This window comes from Streptomyces sp. HUAS YS2, from assembly GCF_033343995.1.
Lineage (GTDB): Bacteria > Actinomycetota > Actinomycetes > Streptomycetales > Streptomycetaceae > Streptomyces > Streptomyces solicathayae.
In genome coordinates, this window is sequence record NZ_CP137573.1 from 2934038 (window position 1) to 2952596 (window position 18559).

Annotated in this window: 15 protein-coding genes; 10 read left to right on the forward strand and 5 right to left on the reverse strand. The window is 72.6% G+C overall.

What is annotated here, in order from left to right; all coding sequences use genetic code 11:
• Positions 1–72: 72 nt before the first annotated feature.
• Entirely contained in the window at positions 73–687 is a 615-nt protein-coding gene (locus tag R2D22_RS13195; protein ID WP_411977014.1) for a DUF6542 domain-containing protein, read from the forward strand.
• 70 nt (positions 688–757) lie between these two features.
• On the opposite strand, the gene ppgK is transcribed toward R2D22_RS13195, so the two are convergent.
• Positions 758–1501, reverse strand: coding sequence for a polyphosphate--glucose phosphotransferase (gene ppgK, locus R2D22_RS13200; RefSeq protein ID WP_318103325.1), 744 nt, complete (start codon positions 1499–1501; stop codon positions 758–760).
• A 40-nt stretch (positions 1502–1541) separates the two neighbouring features.
• Complete coding sequence (locus R2D22_RS13205; protein WP_318103326.1) at positions 1542–2555, reverse strand: 4-hydroxy-3-methylbut-2-enyl diphosphate reductase; 1014 nt, start codon at positions 2553–2555, stop codon at positions 1542–1544.
• Between the two features lie 112 nt (positions 2556–2667).
• Here R2D22_RS13205 and R2D22_RS13210 point away from each other — a divergent pair, with 112 nt between their 5' ends.
• The 4 genes from R2D22_RS13210 (at position 2668) to R2D22_RS13225 (ending at position 6289) form a co-directional block, all read left to right on the forward strand.
• A complete protein-coding gene (locus tag R2D22_RS13210) occupies positions 2668–4011 on the forward strand; it encodes an APC family permease (RefSeq protein WP_318103327.1) in 1344 nt (447 codons plus the stop codon).
• 51 nt (positions 4012–4062) lie between these two features.
• Entirely contained in the window at positions 4063–5280 is a 1218-nt protein-coding gene (xseA, locus tag R2D22_RS13215; RefSeq protein ID WP_318103328.1) for an exodeoxyribonuclease VII large subunit, read from the forward strand.
• A gap of 48 nt (positions 5281–5328) precedes the next feature.
• Positions 5329–5577, forward strand: a complete 249-nt coding sequence (locus tag R2D22_RS13220) for an exodeoxyribonuclease VII small subunit (protein WP_318103329.1) — start codon at positions 5329–5331, stop codon at positions 5575–5577.
• Positions 5578–5698: 121 nt separating this feature from the next.
• The gene (locus R2D22_RS13225) at positions 5699–6289 is read left to right on the forward strand and encodes a malonic semialdehyde reductase (RefSeq protein WP_318103330.1); all 591 of its coding nucleotides are present in this window, start codon (positions 5699–5701) and stop codon (positions 6287–6289) included.
• Between the two features lie 171 nt (positions 6290–6460).
• Here R2D22_RS13225 and R2D22_RS13230 read toward each other — a convergent pair whose 3' ends face one another.
• Positions 6461–6994 carry a DUF4245 domain-containing protein gene (locus R2D22_RS13230; RefSeq protein WP_411977015.1) on the reverse strand — a complete coding sequence of 178 codons (534 nt, stop codon included), beginning with the start codon at positions 6992–6994 and terminating at the stop codon, positions 6461–6463.
• 117 nt (positions 6995–7111) lie between these two features.
• Between R2D22_RS13230 and glpX the strand changes: the two genes are divergently transcribed.
• Positions 7112–8146, forward strand: a complete 1035-nt coding sequence (gene glpX, locus R2D22_RS13235) for a class II fructose-bisphosphatase (protein WP_318103332.1) — start codon at positions 7112–7114, stop codon at positions 8144–8146.
• Positions 8147–8236: 90 nt separating this feature from the next.
• Here glpX and R2D22_RS13240 read toward each other — a convergent pair whose 3' ends face one another.
• Positions 8237–8608, reverse strand: a complete 372-nt coding sequence (locus R2D22_RS13240; RefSeq protein ID WP_318103333.1) for a WhiB family transcriptional regulator — start codon at positions 8606–8608, stop codon at positions 8237–8239.
• Positions 8609–8744: 136 nt separating this feature from the next.
• Positions 8745–9476, reverse strand: a complete 732-nt coding sequence (locus tag R2D22_RS13245; protein ID WP_318103334.1) for a DUF1707 SHOCT-like domain-containing protein — start codon at positions 9474–9476, stop codon at positions 8745–8747.
• 189 nt (positions 9477–9665) lie between these two features.
• Here R2D22_RS13245 and R2D22_RS13250 point away from each other — a divergent pair, with 189 nt between their 5' ends.
• The 4 genes from R2D22_RS13250 (at position 9666) to R2D22_RS13265 (ending at position 18453) form a co-directional block, all read left to right on the forward strand.
• Positions 9666–10664 carry a LuxR C-terminal-related transcriptional regulator gene (locus tag R2D22_RS13250; RefSeq protein ID WP_318103335.1) on the forward strand — a complete coding sequence of 333 codons (999 nt, stop codon included), beginning with the start codon at positions 9666–9668 and terminating at the stop codon, positions 10662–10664.
• A 504-nt stretch (positions 10665–11168) separates the two neighbouring features.
• The gene (locus R2D22_RS13255; RefSeq protein ID WP_318103336.1) at positions 11169–13763 is read left to right on the forward strand and encodes a S8 family serine peptidase; all 2595 of its coding nucleotides are present in this window, start codon (positions 11169–11171) and stop codon (positions 13761–13763) included.
• Positions 13764–13909: 146 nt separating this feature from the next.
• Positions 13910–15577 carry a fumarate hydratase gene (locus tag R2D22_RS13260; RefSeq protein WP_318103337.1) on the forward strand — a complete coding sequence of 556 codons (1668 nt, stop codon included), beginning with the start codon at positions 13910–13912 and terminating at the stop codon, positions 15575–15577.
• Between the two features lie 125 nt (positions 15578–15702).
• The gene (locus tag R2D22_RS13265) at positions 15703–18453 is read left to right on the forward strand and encodes an ATP-binding protein (RefSeq protein WP_318103338.1); all 2751 of its coding nucleotides are present in this window, start codon (positions 15703–15705) and stop codon (positions 18451–18453) included.
• The last annotated feature ends 106 nt before the right edge of the window (positions 18454–18559 follow it).

An 18559-nucleotide genomic window follows, 5' to 3' on the forward strand; every position in this document is an offset into this window, starting at 1 on the left:
CTCGACGGCCGCCTCACCCAAAGGGCGTGTCCTGTGACCGTTTCCTGCCCGGTTGCGACCTACGTTGGAGAGGTGGAGCAGCACAAGACTCGTCACCCCCAGCGCCGCGCGTTCGCGGAAGGCGCCGCGGTCTACCCCGTGCCCGCGCGTCCGGGCCGCCCGGACCGGCCCGGAAACGGCGGTCGTCCCCGCCCCGCCGGCCGACCCGCGACCCGCCCCGCGGCCGCTCCGGCGGCCGGCCCCGTCCCGCTTCTGCGCCGGTTCCCGAACCCCCGGCTGACCGGGCTCGGCGCGGGGCTGTTCGCCTCCGCCGCCATGCTCGTCGTCGGGTTCCTGGACTGGCTGATCCTGGACGGCTCCCCCACCGCGTACGGCCTGCTGTTCCTGCCGGTCAGCGCGCTCACCGCACTGTGGGTCCGGGCCGCCGACCTGGTCACGGCCCCGATCGGGGTGCCGATCGCCTTCGCGGTCGGGATCGTCCCGATCGCGGGCGGCACCGGCGGTTTCGGAGGGCAGGCGATGGCCGTCTTCACGGCCCTCGCGGTCCATGCGGGCTGGCTGTACGGCGGCACGCTCGTCGCCGGGGTGATCACCTGCGTGCGGAAGGTCCGCGACATGGGGCGCCGGCAGCGTGCCGCCGCCGCGGCCGCATCTGCCGCGCGGGTGGCCCGCCGCTCGGCCCAGTAGAGCCGAAGAGCCGTACGGCCCGCCGCGCGCCACCCCGCCCCTCGCTGCCCCGCGCCGCCCCGCCCCGTGCCTACCTCGGCCGCGTCGCCATCGCCGCTCCCACGATGCCCGCGTTGTTCTGCAGCTCCGCCGGGACGATCTCGGCCCGGATGCCCTCCAGGAGGGGGAGGAACCTGTCGGCCTTGCGGCTCACGCCGCCGCCGATGATGAACAGCTCCGGCGAGAACAGCATCTCCACGTGCGCCAGGTACTTCCGCAGCCGGCGGCCCGCCCAGTGCTCCCAGCTGAGGTCCTCGTCCTCCTTGGCCCTCGTCGACGCGCGCGTCTCCGCGTCGTGGCCCTTCAGCTCCAGATGGCCCAGCTCCGTGTTCGGGACCAGCCGGCCGTCCGTGAAGACCGCCGAGCCGATGCCCGTACCCAGCGTCAGCAGGATCACCGTGCCCGTACGGCCCCGGCCCGCGCCGAAGGTCATCTCGGCGACCCCGGCGGCGTCCGCGTCGTTCAGGACGGTCACGGGCAGTCCGTCGAGGTGCTCGCTCAGCAGCTTGCCGGCGTCCACGCCGATCCAGCCCTTGTCGACATTGGCCGCCGTGCGGACCGTGGAGCCGGTGACCACGCCGGGGAACGTCACCCCGACCGGCCCGGACCAGCCGAAGTTGCGGACCACCTCGGCGACGCACCCCGCCACGCCGTCGGGCGTGGCGGGGTGCGGGGTGAGTACCTTGTGGCGGGGCTCGGCCAGGGCGCCGCGCTCCAGGTCGACGGGAGCGCCCTTGATGCCCGAGCCGCCGATGTCCACTCCGAAGACGTTCATGAAGTCCACGGTAGGGGCAGGGGCGGGCCGATGCCCGGCGTTACTCCTTGACGAGTTCCGCGGCCTCCGCGCGCAGGTCGCGGCGCAGCTCCTTCGGGAGGGAGAAGGTCAGCGACTCGTCAGCCGTCTTCACGATCTCGACGTCCGCGTAACCGCGCTCCGCCAGCCACTCCAGGACCTCCTGCACCAGGATGTCCGGCACGGACGCGCCCGAGGACAGGCCGACGCTGGTCACGCCCTCCAGCCACGCCTCGTCGATCTCGCTCGCGAAGTCGACCAGGTACGCGGCCGGGACCCCGGCCTGCTTGGCGACCTCGACCATGCGGATCGAGTTCGAGGAGTTCTTCGAGCCCACGACGATGACCAGCTCGGCCTGCCCGGCCAGCTCCTTGATCGCCATCTGGCGGTTCTGCGTGGCGTAGCAGATGTCGTCGGACGGCGGGGAGATCAGCTGCGGGAACTTCTCCTTGAGCGCGTCCACCGTCTCCATGGTCTCGTCGACCGAGAGCGTGGTCTGGGAGAGCCAGACGACCCGCGACGGGTCGCGGACCTCGATCTTCGCCACGTCGTCCGGGCCGTCGACCAGCTGGATGTGGTCGGGGGCCTCGCCGGAGGTGCCGATGACCTCCTCGTGGCCCTCGTGGCCGATCAGGAGGATGTCGAAGTCCTCCTTGGCGAACCGGACGGCTTCCTTGTGCACCTTCGTCACCAGCGGGCAGGTGGCGTCGATGGTCGCGAGCCGGCCCTGGCGGGCCTCCTCGTGGACGGTCGGCGCGACGCCGTGCGCGGAGAACATCACGATGTTGCCCGGCGGCACCTCGGTCGCCTGGTCGACGAAGATCGCGCCCTTCCGCTCCAGGGTCTGCACGACGTACTTGTTGTGCACGATCTCGTGCCGGACGTAGACCGGCGCCCCGTACTGCTCCAGGGCCTTCTCGACGGCGATCACGGCACGGTCCACGCCCGCGCAGTAGCCGCGCGGGGCGGCGAGCAGGACACGCTTCGGGCGGGTGGACGCGGGCGACGACGCGGGCGTTGCAGTCATGCGTCCCATCGTAAGGCCGGGCCGGGAAGGGGCCGGGCCGGGAGCAGGCCGTGAGCGGCCCGCGTCGCAGCGGCCCGCGTCGCAACGGCCGTCGGCGGATCCCGTGCCAGAGACTGTGCGCATGGCCGAGGAAGCGCAGATTGCGGCGCATACAGGACTGCGGCGGAACCTCGGGTTCCGGGACCTTGTCGTCTACGGACTGCTTTTCATCGCGCCCATGGCGCCGGTCGGCGTCTTCGGCACCCTCGACGCGAAGTCGCACGGCGCCGTCGCGCTGGTGTACGTCGTCGCGACGATCGCCATGGCGTTCACCGCCTTCAGCTACGCCCAGATGGTCCGCGTCGCGCCGCTGGCCGGGTCGGTGTTCACGTACGCCCGCAAGGGGCTCGGGGACGGCCCCGGGTTCATCGCCGGCTGGATGGCGATGCTCGACTACCTGCTGATCCCGGCGGTCGCGTACCTCTTCGCGGGCATCGCGATGGAGGCGCTGGTCCCCGAGGTGGACCGGTGGGTGTGGACCGGACTCGCGGTCGTGATCACGACGCTGCTCAACCTGTGGGGCGTACGGGCGGCGGCCCGGGTCGGCCTCGCGGTGCTCGCGCTGGAGATCGTGGTGCTGGTGGTGTTCATCGCGTCCGCGATCGTCGCGCTCGCACGGGACGGGGCGCAGCGCGACTGGTGGTCGCCGCTGACCGGGGACACCACGTTCTCGCTGAGCGCCGTGGTGGGTGCGGTGTCGGTGGCGGTGCTGTCGTACCTCGGCTTCGACGCGATCGCGAGCTTCGCGGAGGAGGTCACCGGGGGCTCGGCGAAGGTGGCACGGGCGGTGCTGTTCTGCCTGGCGCTGGCGGGCGTGCTGTTCGTGGCCCAGACGTACCTGGTGGCGCTGCTCTCGCCGGTGTCGTCGACGGAACTGGCGCTGGACCCGGCGCGGCAGGGAACGGCCTTCTACGACGCCGTGGACGCCTCCGTGGGGACATGGCTGCACGACCTGGTGGCGGTGAGCAAGGCGATCGGCGCGGCGTTCGCGGCGCTGGCCGGACAGGCGGCCGGCGGGCGGCTGCTGTTCGCGATGGGTCGCGAGCACCGGCTGCCGCACGTCCTCGGCCGGACCGACGGCGGCGTGCCGCGGGTGGCACTGCTGGTCTCGGCGACGGTGACGATGGCGGCGGCGCTGTGGGCGGCCCGCAGCGACGACGGCCTGGACCATCTGGTCTCGGTGGTCGACATCGGCGCGCTCACGGCGTTCGTGCTGCTGCACGCGAGCGTGGTGGGCTGGTTCGCGGTCCGGCGGATGGAGGGCCCGCCGCACTGGCTCCGGCACGTGGTGGCCCCGGTGGTCGGCGCGGCGATCCTGATCGCGGTGATCGTCGAGGCGGCGGTGGCGGCGCAGGTGGTGGGCGTCATCTGGTTCGGCGTGGGGCTTGTGGTGCTCGCGGTGCAGGGGGCGACGAACCAGTCCTGATTCGGCCCACGGATGGGGGGCGGTGTCGGCGGCGGACACTACGCTCGGCGCATGGCTCTGACTACGTCTGCCGAAGCGCCGCTGCCCGTCGGCGAGGTCTCCCGGCTGATCGGGGGGTGGATCGACCGGCTCGGTGCGGTGTGGGTCGAGGGACAGATCACGCAGCTGTCGCGGCGGCCCGGCGCCGGAGTCGTGTTCCTGACGCTGCGGGACCCGTCGCACGACATCTCCGTCTCCGTCACCTGCTACCGCCAGGTCTTCGACGCCGTCGCCGACGTCGTCTCGGAGGGCGCCCGGGTCGTCCTGCACGCCAAGCCCGAGTGGTACGCCCCGCGCGGGCAGCTGTCGCTGCGGGCCGTGGAGATACGGCCGGTCGGCGTCGGCGAGCTGCTGATCCGCCTCGAACAGCTCAAGCGGAGCCTCGGCGCCGAGGGTCTCTTCGCGGTCGAGCGGAAGAAGCCGCTGCCCTTCCTGCCGCAGCTCGTCGGGCTGGTCTGCGGCCGCGCCTCCGCCGCCGAGCGGGACGTGCTCGAGGTCGCCCGGCGCCGCTGGCCGGCCGTCCGCTTCGAGGTGCGGAACGTCGCCGTGCAGGGCGTGCACGCCGTGACCCAGGTCGTCCAGGCCGTCAAGGAGCTCGACGACCACGGGCACGTCGACGTGATCATCGTGGCCCGCGGCGGCGGCAGCGTGGAAGATCTGCTGCCGTTCTCGGACGAGCAGCTGATCCGGGCCGTGGCGGACTGCCGTACGCCCGTGGTGTCCGCGATCGGCCACGAACCCGACTCGCCGCTCCTCGACCTCGTCGCCGACCTGCGGGCCGCCACGCCCACGGACGCCGCGAAAAAGGTCGTCCCGGACGTCGGCGAGGAGCTGGACCGCGTCCAGGGCCTGCGGGACCGGGCCCTGCGCACCGTCCGCGGCCTGCTCGACCGCGAGGAGCGCGGGCTCGCGCACGCGCTCGCCCGGCCCGTCATGGAGCACCCGCAGCGGATGGTGGACCAGCGCGAGGCCGAGCTGGACGCGCAGCTCGCCCGGAGCAGGCGGGTCCTCGGCCATCTGCTCGACCGCGCCGATTCGGAGCTCATCCACACCCGGGCACGGGTCCGCTCGCTGTCGCCCGCGGCCACGATGGAGCGCGGGTACGCGGTGCTCCAGCGGGCCGACGGGGCGGTGGTCCGCTCCCCCGAGGAGGTCGCGGAGGGCGAGGAACTGCGGGCCAGGGTGTCGGAGGGCGAGTTCGCGGTGCGGCGCGTGGCCGCCGAGTCGTGAGCGCGACGTCAATGATCTTTGTCGGACCTGATGCATAGGGTGGATTCCATGGCAGCCACTACGGACGAGCAGGCAGCGCTCGGGTACGAGCAGGCGCGCGACGAGCTGATCGAGGTCGTGCGGCGCCTTGAGGCAGGCGGTACGACCCTGGAGGAGTCCCTCGCGCTCTGGGAGCGGGGCGAGGAACTCGCGAAGGTGTGCAGGCGCTGGCTCGAAGGCGCCCGCGCCCGCCTCGACGCGGCCCTCGCGGCCCCCGGCGACCGGGCGGAGACGACGGATATGGCCGACGAGGACTGAGATCTTTCCACCGGAAACCTGTGAAACGGATCACTATCCGCTTCGTTTAGTTGAAAATTAACCAAATAGGGTCGTACCTTGAGGACACCGCTTCACCCCCTGCACGTCCGGAAGGTACGAAATGTCCCTCGTTCTTGACCCCGCCGCCCAGGACCTCCTCTTCCGTGAGGCCCGCACCGCCAACACGTTCACCGACGAGCCGGTGACCGACGAGCAGGTCCAGGCGATCTACGACCTCGTCAAGTTCGGGCCCACCGCCTTCAACCAGTCCCCGCTGCGCGTCACCCTGGTCCGCTCCCCCGAGGCCCGCGAGCGCCTGGTGAAGCACATGGCCGAGGGCAACCAGGCCAAGACCGCCGCCGCCCCGCTGGTCGCGATCCTGTCCGCCGACAACGAGTTCCACGAGGAGCTCCCGGCGCTGCTCCCGCACTTCCCGCAGGCCAAGGACATGTTCTTCGCCGAGCGCCCGGTCCGTGAGGGCTCCGCGCTCCTGAACGCCGCCCTCCAGGCCGCGTACTTCATAGTCGGCGTCCGCGCCGCCGGCCTGGCCGCCGGCCCGATGACCGGCCTGGACTTCGCCGGCCTCCAGAAGGAGTTCCTGGACGACGACCACACCCCGCTGATGGTCGTCAACATCGGCAAGCCGGGCGAGGACGCCTGGTTCCCGCGTTCGCCGCGTCTGGCCTTCGAGGACGTCATCACGACCGTCTGATCCTGACGGGCGGCACGCCACCCCCGGGCTGGGGGTCCGGGGGTCACCCCCCGGGAAGGCACAGTCCGCGTTCGCCGCGTCTGGCCTTCGAGGACGTCATCACGACCGTCTGACCGGTACGGCACGGCAAGGCCCCCGGCACTCACAGTGCCGGGGGCCTTGCCGTATCCGCTACGCCTTCTTCGACTGCAGCGCGCCGGCCATCTCCGCCAGGCGGTCGAAGGACGCCGTGCCGGTCACGACCGTCGTCGCGCCGCCGGAGGTCCGTACCAGGGCGTCGTACCGCGGGCCCTCCCAGAGCTGCCAGACCTGGCCGGCCACCGTCCGCGTCTTCCCGGAGCTCTTCGCGTCCTGGGTGACGTCCGGGACGTACTTCGCCGGGTCCGCCGTCGACTGGTGGATCGCCACGTACTGCGTGTCCGGGTCGAGGAAGCCGAGCTGCCAGGCGTCGTGCTGCTCGCGCTTGTACGAGACGACCGTCGCCTTCCAGTCCTTGCCGAGCCCCTCCGGCGCCAGCACCGGGTACGGCGCCGCGCGCTGCGCCGTCAGCAGCTCCACCCGGTAGTCCTTGGCCTCCACCGGGCTCGCGTTCTCGTCGTGCGGGATGAAGAGATACATCACGCCCGCGGCGACCATGATCACCGCGAGCGACTGGAACATCCCGCGTACTGTCTGCCTGCCTCGCATACCTGCCACGCCCACCATGGTCGCATCATGGTGTTGTGCTCATACGTGGGCCCCTCTGCTCAATTTGTCGACGTACCGATAGAGTCGCAGCACCCTCTTTATCCCGGCCGTCGCCGTACAGAAAGGTGCGCTCCGATGACCGAGCATCACTCGCTGCCGCCCGAGCTGGAGGTCTCCCCCGAGGCCCCCGACCGCAACCTCGCCCTCGAACTGGTCCGCGTCACCGAGGCGGCCGCCATGGCCGCCGGCCGCTGGGTCGGCCGCGGTGACAAGATCGGCGCGGACGGCGCGGCGGTCAACGCCATGCGGACCCTGATCTCGACCGTGTCGATGGACGGCGTCGTCGTCATCGGCGAGGGCGAGAAGGACGAAGCCCCCATGCTCTTCAACGGCGAGCGGGTCGGCGACGGCACCGGTGCCGAGGTCGACATCGCCGTGGACCCGATCGACGGCACCACGCTCAACGCCAAGGGCATGCCGAACGCGATCGCCGTGCTGGCCGCCGCGGACCGCGGCACCATGTTCGACCCGTCCGCGGTGTTCTACATGGACAAGCTGGTCACCGGCCCCGAGGCGGCGGACTTCGTCGACATCGACGCGCCCGTCTCGGTGAACATCCGGCGGGTCGCCAAGGCCAAGAACTCCTCCCCCGAGGACATCACGGTCGTCATCCTGGACCGCCCCCGCCACGAGGGCATCGTCAAGGAGATCCGCGAGACCGGCGCCCGGATCAAGTTCATCTCGGACGGCGACGTCGCCGGTTCGATCATGGCGGTCCGTGAGGGCACCGGCGTCGACATGCTCATGGGCATCGGCGGCACCCCCGAGGGCATCATCTCCGCCTGCGCGATCAAGTGCCTCGGCGGCGTGATCCAGGGCAAGCTGTGGCCGAAGGACGACGCCGAGCGCCAGCGCGCCCTGGACGCCGGTCACGACCTGGACCGCGTGCTGTCCACGAACGACCTGGTCTCCGGCGACAACGTGTTCTTCGTCGCCACCGGCATCACCGACGGCGAGCTGCTGCGCGGCGTCCGCTACCGCGCCGAGACCGCGACCACGCAGTCGCTGGTCATGCGCTCGAAGTCCGGCACGATCCGGCAGATCGACTCCACGCACCGGCTCTCGAAGCTGCGCGCGTACAGCAAGATCGACTTCGACCGGGCGAAGTAGCCCGACGAGACGGCTGGGCCGTCGACGGTACGAAGAGGGGCGCCCCCATGTGCGGTGGGGGCGCCCCTTCCCGTACGGGCGAAGGACCCGTCAGCCGGCCTTGGCGATCCGGTCGGCCGAGGCGGCCTTGCGGAGCTCGACCTCGCGGCGCCGGCGGCGGGCGAGCACGACCCGGCGCTCGGCGGCCGTGAGCCCGCCCCACACGCCGTACGGCTCGGGCTGGAGCAGCGCGTGCTCCCGGCACTCGACCATCACGGGGCAGCGGGCACAGACCCGCTTCGCGGCCTCCTCACGGGACAGCCGGGCGGCCGTCGGCTCCTTGGACGGCGCGAAGAACAGTCCGGCCTCGTCCCGGCGGCACACCGCCTCCGCGTGCCACGGTCCGGCCTCGTCCTCCCGCGCGGGAGCACGCTGGGGCGGAACGGCGGCGACCTGGAGGGGCTGATGCGGCAGATGCAGCACGGTCTACTCCTGACGACGGCTTCGCGAGCGAGAGACGATGCAGCAGCCCTACCCGCTGTGCGCGCGCCTATGCACTGAGTGGCACCGAGTTCCGATCTGCGGAAAGCCGTTGGCGCAATCCGGTCACTCGGTTCACTCAGTGGCCGAGGTGCTTGCGCAGCCTGTCGTGCAGGTCGGCGATGAGCTTGCCGCGCTTGGGGCGGGCCTCGACGTTACCGAACACCGAGTAGCCGTTCACGACGACGACCGGGGCCTCGGGGTCGGCCGCCTCCAGGGTGCGGACCTCGAAGTTGCCGAAGACGCCGGTGCCGTTGCCGCGCAGCGTGATGTTCTCCGGCACGTGCACCTCGACGTTGCCGAAGATCGAGGTGGCGTCGATGGTGGTGAGCCGCTGGGCGAAGATCGCCTCGGTCAGGTCGATCTCGATGTTGCCGAAGAGCGCGAAGGCGTTCGTCCTGCGGCCCACCCGCCAACGGCCCTTGCGGGTGGTGCTGGAGAAGACCGCGACCATGTTCTCGGCGGGGACGGCGCTGTCGTCGGGGCCGTACGCGTACGGCTCGGCGGCCTCGGTGCGGGTCGGGGTCGGGGCGGGCAGGTCCCGTACGAGCGGCTCCAGTTCACCCACGGTCTTGGCCCGGTAGACGGCGTCGATCCGCTCGCCGTGCTCCTCCGCGTCGATCCGGCCCTCGGCGAGGGCGTCCCGCAGGATGTCCGCGATCCGGTCCCGGTCGGCGTCGGAGGCCCGCAGCGCGCCCGGGCCGGTGGCGACGGCCGGTTCGGCGACGGCCGGCTCGGGGCGAGCCGGTTCGGCGGCCTTGGGCTCGGCGGGAGTGGCCGGCTGCTTCTGGGGCTGCTTTTCGAGGTCCACGGACTCAGCCTAGCGAAACGCGATAGATCGCGACTAGGGGGCGCGGCGGCGGCGCGTCCGCGCAGTCTTCGTACTGCCGCGCCCCGGTGGCGGGTTGCAGCCACGGCGGGAAGTCGCCTCGGCACGCACCGTGCGGACCGGCACGGTTTCGATGCAGGGTGGGAGGGGCGTGAGTGAAGGGTGGTGGGCGTGCTCGGGGCGTTGCGACGGCTGGGGATCGGGGACACACAGGAGCGCGTCTACACCGCGCTTCTGGCGGGTGCGGACGAGGCCGGCATCGCCGGGCGCACCGGGCTGACGGAGGCCGAAGTCTCCTCCGCGTTGCAGGGGTTGGCCGATCGTGGGCTCGTCGGTCCGGCCGACGCGCGGCCCGTGCCGCCCGAGGTCGCGCTCAACACGCTCGTACTGCGCCGGCTCGACGAACTCCGCGAGGCGCAGCTCGCGTTCGCGCACTCGGCCCGGGGGCCGGGTGACGGCGGGGCGGCGGGGGCCGGGTACGGGGCGGGGGCCGGGTATGGGGCCGGGTACGGATACGGGGCCGGGGCTCTGGAGGTCGTGACGGGCGGGGAGGCAATCGCGGAGCGGTACCGGCTGATCCAGCGCTCGGCCCGGGAGGAGATCCTCACGCTGGTCTCCCACCCGGTGATCGCGGTGCCCGCCGGGGCCAACACCGGCCAGCGGGAGGCGATGCGGGCCGGGGTGCGGTACCGCGTCGTGTACGACCGGGACGTGCTGGACCTGGAGGACGCCGAGACACCACCACTGTTGGAGCACTGGGCGTCGCTGGGCGAGGAGATGCGAGTCGCGTTCGGGGTGCCGATGAAGCTGGTCGTCGCGGACCGGCGCGCGGCGCTCGTCGTGCCGCTGGACCCGCCGACGCCGCCGGTGGCGACGGTGTTGCGCTCCTCGCCGCTGATCGACGCGCTGGCGTGGATCTTCCACCAGGTGTGGGAGTCGGCCCTGCCGGTGCCGGCCGCGCTCGCCTCGGTGGTCGACGGGCCGCTCACCGCGGACGACCGGCAGCTGCTGACGCTGCTGCTCAACGGGTACACGGACCAGGCCATCGGCTCCCAACTCGGCGTCAGCATGCGCACGGTCCAGCGTCGCGTCCGCCGCCTCCTGGCCTTGGCCGGCGCCCGTAGCCGCCTCCAACTCGGCTGGCACGCGGCGCGGCACGGGTGGGTCTGACGCGGGGCGCGCCTGGGCGCGGTGCGGTGGTGTTGGTGGTCGGTGCCTCGGGGGTCGGTGCCTCGGGGGTCGGTGCCGTCGTGGTCGGTGCCGTCGTGGTCGGTGCCGTGGGGGCCGTTCCGGGGGTCGCATTCGGGACTGCATGATTTACGGCGCGTTCGGGTGCCTTGAGCGCGAAGCGCTTCCCGTGCGCCACAAATCACGCTCTACGTCCCGAACGCGACCCCCTCCACGTCCCCCACTCCCGTCCATGCGTGTCCCGGGCATTTGGGTGGGTTTCCGCCGCGCCCCGTGGGCGCATGTCCGTGGCTGTCCGCCGCGCCCAAGTGGGCGCATGTGCGTGGGCGTCCGCCGCGCACGCCGCGCGCGCATTCGTGCGGGGTGGAAGTCCCCTGTCGGGTTTACGACACGTCGTCAAACCGCCAGGTCCGGGCGGGGATCGGGGGGTGGAACGCGTGGCACCGTTTCGTTCCGTTCGCTCTCCCGGACGCCGGAAGGACACCCATGTCCCGCACGAGAACCACCGCTATATCCACCGCGCTTGCCCTGGCCGCCGCCTCCTTGGCGTTGTCCGTCGCGCCTGCGGCGCAGGCCGTCGACCCCGCCCCGGTCGACAAGCTGGGCGCCCACGACCGGGCGCTGCTCGCTCAGTACGAGCGGCAGTACGGCGCCGCCCGCAGTGCGAAGGCGGTGGACCACGCCACCCTGCTGATCGCCGTCCGCGACGGCCGGGCCGCCGAGGTCGAGCGGGCGCTCGCCGGGCTCGGTGTCGACGCGCTCCGTACCGACGCCTCGGTCGGCTACGTCAAGGCCAACGTGCCGTTCGACCTCGTCGAGCGGGTCGCGGCCATCGACGACGTCGTCGCCGTGGACCTCGACGAGCTGCTGAAGGTCGAGGACACCCGCGTCGACGGTGAGCAGGCTGGAGCCGCACCGCTCGCCACGGCGGCGGCCCTTCCCGCCGCGCCGTCCGCGGCGACCGCCGACGACAACCCGTACATGCCGACCCGCGAGACCGGCTCCACCGACTTCAAGCGCGACCACCCCACGTACGACGGCCGGGGCGTCACCATCGGCGTGATGGACACCGGCATCGACCCGACGCACCCCGCGCTGGCGAAGACCACGACCGGCGAGGACAAGCTCGTCGAGACCGTCACCGGCACCGACCCGAACAACTTCATCGACCTGCTCTTCGACAGCAGCTGGTTCCTGATGGGCAAGCTGCAGGCCGGCCCGGCGGTCGTCTCCCCCGGCGGCGAGACCTGGACCGCTCCGGACAGCCCCGGACTGCGCGTCCAGTACAAGGCGATCGCCATGCCCGGCGGCAAGCAGCAGAAGCTGGGCGTGCTGTTCCGCGACTCCGACGGGGCGATCTGGGTCGATACGGACGGGGACTTCGATTTCACCGACGAGCAGCTGATGCGGCGGTTCGGGGCTGAGCGTCAGGTCGGGTACCTCGGCATCGACGATCCGGGCACCGCGGTCAACGAGCGGGTTCCGTTCACCGTGCAGTGGAAGAAGATCGGGGCCACCACGCTCGGGGTGAACGTCAACGTCATCACCGAGGCGCACGGCACCCACGTCGCCGGTATCACCGCCGCGCACGGCATGTTCGGCGGGGCCATGGACGGGCAGGCCCCCGGGGCCAAGCTGGTCTCGATGAAGGCCTGCCACAGCCTGGGCTGCTCCTCCGCCGCGCTGACCGACGGCATGATCGACCTCGCCACGAAGTACGGCGTGGACGTGATCAACATGTCGATCGGTTCGAGTCCCGAGTTCAACGACGGGCAGAGCGCCCGTTCCCTCGTCTACAACCGGCTGATCGACTCCACCGGCGTCCAGCTCTTCATCTCGGCCGGCAACTCCGGCGCCGGCACCAACACCGTCGGCGACCCGACCGCCGCCGACAAGGTCGTCAGCGTCGGCGCGGCCGTGTCCGCCGACACCTGGTGGGCGAACTACGGCTCCGAGGTCAAGGACGACCAGGGCATCTTCCCGTTCTCCTCGCGCGGGCCCCGCGAGGACGGCGGCTTCAAGCCCGACATCACCGCCCCCGGCGCGGCCGTCTCCACCACGCCCGACTGGATCGCACCCGCCTTCGTGCCCGAGACCGGCTACCGGCTGCCGCCCGGTTACTCGATGATGAACGGCACCTCCATGTCGTCCCCGCAGGCCACCGGCGCGGGCGCGCTGCTCCTGTCCGCCGCCCGCCAGGCCGGAGTGTCCGCGTCGCCCGCCGAGCTGCGCTCCGCGATCCACACCGGCGCCCGCTGGAACGGCAAGGTCGACGCGATCGCTCAGGGCCGCGGCCAGATCGACGTACCGAAGTCCTGGTCGGTCCTGGGCAAGGGCAAGGCCGACGGTGACGCCATCACCGTCTCCGCCCCCGTCTGCACCGCGCTCTCGGACAAGCTGGTCACCCCGCACCGCGGCAGCGGCCTCTTCAACAGCTGCGCCCCCGGCGCCGGCGGCCAGGCGGTCGGTGAGGAGCGGGCGTACGAACTGACCGTGACGCGGACGAGCGGGGCCGAGGGGCCGGTCGCGTACGCGGTCGGGCTCAAGGGGAACGACGGGACCTTCACCGTGCCGTCCTCGGTGGTCCTGGAGAAGGGCGTCCCGGCAGTCGTGAAGGTGACCGCCGAGCCCGGTGCCCAGGGCATCCACTCCGCCGTGCTGACCTTCGACAACGAGGCCACCCGGGCCGCCGACCACGCCACGCTGCTGGCCGTCGAGGCGGCGACCCCGCTCGCGGCGGGCACCCCGGTGACCGTGACCGGCGTCTCGTACCGGAACAACACGATCCACTACACCGTGGCCGTCCCCGCCGGGGCGGAGGCGCTGACCGTCTCGATGGACGGCCTCGAAGCGGGCAGCCAGACCCGCTGGTGGGCCTTCCGGCCGACCGGCGTCTCCGGTGAGACCTCCGCCGCCGGCACGATCTACTGCTACAACGACTACCTCGACGGCAACGGCTGCGACCCGAAGAGCCGTACGTATGCCAAGCCGGGCGCCGGTGTCTGGGAGCTGGTCGTGGAGACCCGGCGCACCTCGCCGCTGTGGGCCAACCCGTACCGGCTGACGGCGTCGGTGTCGTAGGACCGAATACGCCATTCCGGCGCGGTCCCGCGTCCTAGTGAGCCTTACCTCACAGGAGCGGGGCCGCGCCCTCGTCCTACCCTGGAGGGCGCGGCCGCCAACGGAGGCGGCGCGCTGCTGTCTGCCGAGTGAGGAATGGCCCCGTCATGCCAGAGTTCGCGTACTCCGATCTGCTCCCCCTGGGGGAGGACACCACGCCCTACCGCCTGGTGACCGCCGAAGGCGTCTCGACCTTCGAGGCCGACGGCCGTACGTTCCTCAAGGTCGACCCGGAGGCGCTGCGCAAGCTGGCCGCCGAGGCCATCCACGACATCCAGCACTACCTGCGCCCGGCGCACCTCGCGCAGCTGCGGAAGATCATCGACGACCCGGAGGCGTCGAGCAACGACAAGTTCGTCGCGCTCGACCTCCTGAAGAACGCGAACATCGCCGCGGCGGGCGTGCTGCCCATGTGCCAGGACACCGGCACCGCGATCGTCATGGGCAAGCGCGGCCAGAACGTGCTGACCTCGGGCCGCGACGAGGAGGCCCTGTCCAAGGGCATCTACGACGCGTACACGAAGCTCAACCTGCGGTACTCGCAGATGGCCCCGGTCACCATGTGGGAGGAGAAGAACACCGGCTCGAACCTGCCCGCGCAGATCGAGCTGTACGCGACCGACGGCGGCGCGTACAAGTTCCTCTTCATGGCCAAGGGCGGCGGCTCGGCCAACAAGTCCTTCCTCTACCAGGAGACCAAGGCGGTCCTGAACGAGGCCTCCATGATGAAGTTCCTGGAGGAGAAGATCCGCTCGCTCGGGACGGCGGCCTGCCCGCCGTACCACCTGGCGATCGTGGTCGGCGGCACGTCCGCCGAGTTCGCGCTGAAGACCGCGAAGTACGCCTCCGCGCACTACCTGGACGAGCTGCCCACCGAGGGCTCGGCCGAGACCGGCCACGGCTTCCGGGACAAGGAGCTGGAGGAGAAGGTCTTCGAGCTGACGCAGAAGATCGGCATCGGCGCGCAGTTCGGCGGCAAGTACTTCTGCCACGACGTGCGCGTGGTCCGGCTCCCCCGCCACGGCGCCTCGCTGCCGGTCGCGATCGCCGTCTCCTGCTCGGCCGACCGCCAGGCCGTCGCGAAGATCACCGCCGAGGGCGTGTTCCTGGAGCAGCTGGAGACCGACCCGGCGCGCTTCCTGCCGGAGACGACGGACGAGCATCTCGACGAGTCCTCCGACGTCGTGAAGATCGACCTCAACCAGCCGATGGACGAGATCCTCGCCGAGCTGACCAAGTACCCGGTCAAGACCCGCCTCTCGCTGACCGGCCCGCTGGTCGTGGCGCGCGACATCGCGCACGCCAAGATCAAGGAGCGGCTGGACGCGGGCGAGGAGATGCCGCAGTACCTGAAGGACCACCCGGTCTACTACGCCGGCCCGGCCAAGACCCCCGAGGGCTACGCCTCCGGCTCCTTCGGCCCGACGACGGCCGGCCGCATGGACTCGTACGTGGAGCAGTTCCAGGCCGCGGGCGGCTCGAAGGTCATGCTGGCCAAGGGCAACCGCAGCAAGCAGGTCACGGACGCGTGCGGCGAGCACGGTGGCTTCTACCTCGGCTCCATCGGCGGCCCGGCGGCCCGCCTGGCCCAGGACTGCATCAAGAAGGTCGAGGTCGTCGAGTACGAGGAGCTCGGCATGGAGGCGGTCTGGAAGATCGAGGTCGAGGACTTCCCGGCGTTCATCGTGGTGGACGACAAGGGCAACGACTTCTTCCAGAATCCGGCGCCCGAGCCGACGTTCACGCACATCCCGGTGCGCGGTCCCGGTCTCTGATCCCCCGCCCCGTAGTCACCCCCCGACAGGCCCCCGGCACCCGCCGGGGGCCTGTCGGCTTCCCCGGATGAAACGATGATCGACACGATGTTCGGGGGAACATTCGGGGGATCGGGGGGACACGGATGACGGAGGAGGGCCTGAGCGGCCGGGGGCGGGAACTCGCCGTGCTGGAGCGGCTGCTCGCGGACGCGGCGGAAGGCCGGGGCGGCGCCGTCGTGGTCCGGGGCGAGGCGGGGGCGGGCAAGACCGCGCTGCTCGAACGGGTCGGGGAACGCGCGGGCGAGGTCACGCTGCTGCGGTGCGCCGGGGTGGAGTCGGAGGCGGCGCTGCCGTACGCCGGGCTGCAGGTGCTGCTGCGGGGGACGCTCGACCGGGCGCGACGGCTGTCGGGGCGTCAGCAGGCGGCGCTGCGCGGGGCGGTCGAGCCGGCGGGCGCGGTGGCGCCCGGGGACAGGTTCCTGGTCGGGGCGGCCATGCTCGGGCTGCTCGGGGAGCTGGCCGAGGAGCGCCCGGTGGTGGTGCTCGTCGACGACGCGCACTGGCTGGACCTGGAGACCGTGGACGCGCTGCTCTTCGCGGCCCGCCGGCTCGGCATGGGGCGGGTGGCGCTGGTGTTCGCAGTGCGGGAGGGCGTACGGGAGGGCTCGGCCGTCCTCGACGGCGGCCCGGGGCTTCCGGTGCTGCAGTTGGGGCCGCTCAGCGACGAGGAGGGTGCGGCGCTGCTCGCCGGCCGCGCGCCGGACCTGCACGCGGCGGTCCGCGGCCGGGTCCTCGGGCTCGCGCGCGGCAATCCGCTGGCCCTGGTCGAGCTCGCCGGGGCGCTCACGCCGGCCCAGCGGGACGGCAGCGAGCCGGTGGACGAGCGGGAGATCGCCGTGCTCCCGGCGTCGCGGCGGGTGCGGCGGATCTTCGACGAGCGGATCCGGGCGCTGCCCGCGCCGACCCGCACGCTGCTCACGGTCGCGGCGGCGGACGACACCGGCGACCTGGCCCTGGTGATGGCGGCGGCCGGGCGGCTCGGAGCGGGCGCCGGGGACCTCGGCCCGGCCGAGGCGGTGGATCTGGTGCGGGTGAGCGGGCACCGGTTCGTCTTCCGTCACCCGCTGATCCGGGCCGCCGCCTACCAGGGCGCGCTGCTCGCCCAGCGGACGGCCGCGCACCGGGCCCTCGCGGACGCGGCGCCGGCGGGTGGGGACGTGGGCCGCCGGGCCTGGCATCTGGCCGCGGCCACGATCGGCTACGACGAGCGGGTCGCCGCCGAACTGGAGCGCAGCGCGGAGCTGTTCCGCGCGCGGGGCGGTCGGGCGGCGGTCGCCGCCGCCTATCGGCGGGCCGCGCAGCTCACCGGGGACCAGGAGTCCCGGTCCCGCCGGCTGGTGGCGGCGGCGGCCGCGGCCGCGGAGGCCGGGCAGGTGGAGCTGGCGGCCTCGCTCGCCGACGAGGCGGGGCCGGTGAGCGCTCCGGCCGCCGTCGCCCGGTCGGCCAGTATCCGGGCGGCTCTGGAGCACGCCAGGGGCCGGGCGGAGCCGGCGCGGGTGCTGCTCGTCGAGGCGGCCCGGGAGGTGACGGCGGACCGGCCCGCGACGGGCGCGTGGCTGTTGTTCGAGTCGGCGGCGATGGCGTGGGACGCGCCGGACCCGGCCGGGGCTGCCCGGGACACCCGGGAGCGCCTGGCCGGTCTGGACTTCGGGGACTGCCCGGTGCACCGGGGCGCGAACGGGGTGCTCGGCGCGCTGGCGGGTGACGGGGTGGACGCGGCGGCGGTCCGGGAGTTCGCCGCGTACGTGAACCGGACCCGGCGGGAGCGCGGTCTGTCCCAGCAGGTGCGGCTGCACGGCTGGGACATGCTGCTCGGCGAGTACGGCGCGGTGCACGACGAGGCCGTGGCGCTGGAGCAGGAGTGCCGCGCGGAGGGTGCGGTCGGGGTGCTGCCGCGGGTGCTGCTCCGGCTCGCGCGCTGCCGGCTGTTCCTGGGCCGGCACCGGGACGCGTACACGACGGCGGTCGAGGGCCTGGAGATCGCCCTGGACACGGGCCAGCACCACCTGGCCGGGCTGCTGCGGTCCGAACTGGAGACGCTCGCCGCGCTCGACGGGGAGGACGTGAACGAGCCGGACGGTCCCACGCGGGGTCTTTTCTCCGGCGTCGAGCCGAATCCGTTCCTGCGGATGCGGGCGCAGGGCCTGCTCGATCTCGGGCTCGGCCGCTACGAGACGGCCCTGCGGCGGTTCGCGGTGCTCACCGAGGGGCCGCAGCGGCACCTGATGCTCGCCTGGCACAGCCTGCCCGACCAGGTGGAGGCGGCCGTGCGGCTCGGCCGGGCGGAGGACGCCCGCCCGGCGCAGACGCGGTTCGCCCGTTGGGCGAGCGCGACCGGGACGCCGTGGGCGCGGGCCGTGGAGCTGCGCTGCCGGGCCCTGGTCGCCCCCGAGGGGCAGACGGAGCAGTGGTACGAGCGGGCGCTCGACGCCCACGTCGGGGACGGCCGGCCGTTCGAGGAGGCGCGGACCCGGCTGCTTCACGGGGAGTGGCTGCGGCGGGCGAAACGACGGGCGGCGGCCCGCGAGGCGCTGGCGATGGCGCTGCAGACGTTCGAGCGGACGCAGGCGCGGGCGTGGGCGGACCGGGCCCGTGCCGAGCTGCGGGCGCTCGGCGCGGCTCCGGCGCCGAGCGTGGCGGGGCCGGATCCGGTGGGCCGGCTGACCGCGCAGGAGCTTCAGGTGGTGCGGCTCGCGGCGACGGGTCTGAGCAACCGGGACATCGGCGCCCGGCTGTTCCTGAGCCCGCGCACGGTCGGCTACCACCTCTCCAACGCCTACCCCAAGCTCGGCGTGACCTCACGGGCCGCCCTCGGCGGACTCGAGCTCGAGTAAGGCTTCCTCACGGGCCGACTAAGGCACTTAGGCGCCACGACCCCGGTCATCCGACAGATCCGCGGAGCCCGGCTCAGCTCCTACCGTTTCCGCGAGTTGATCGGTC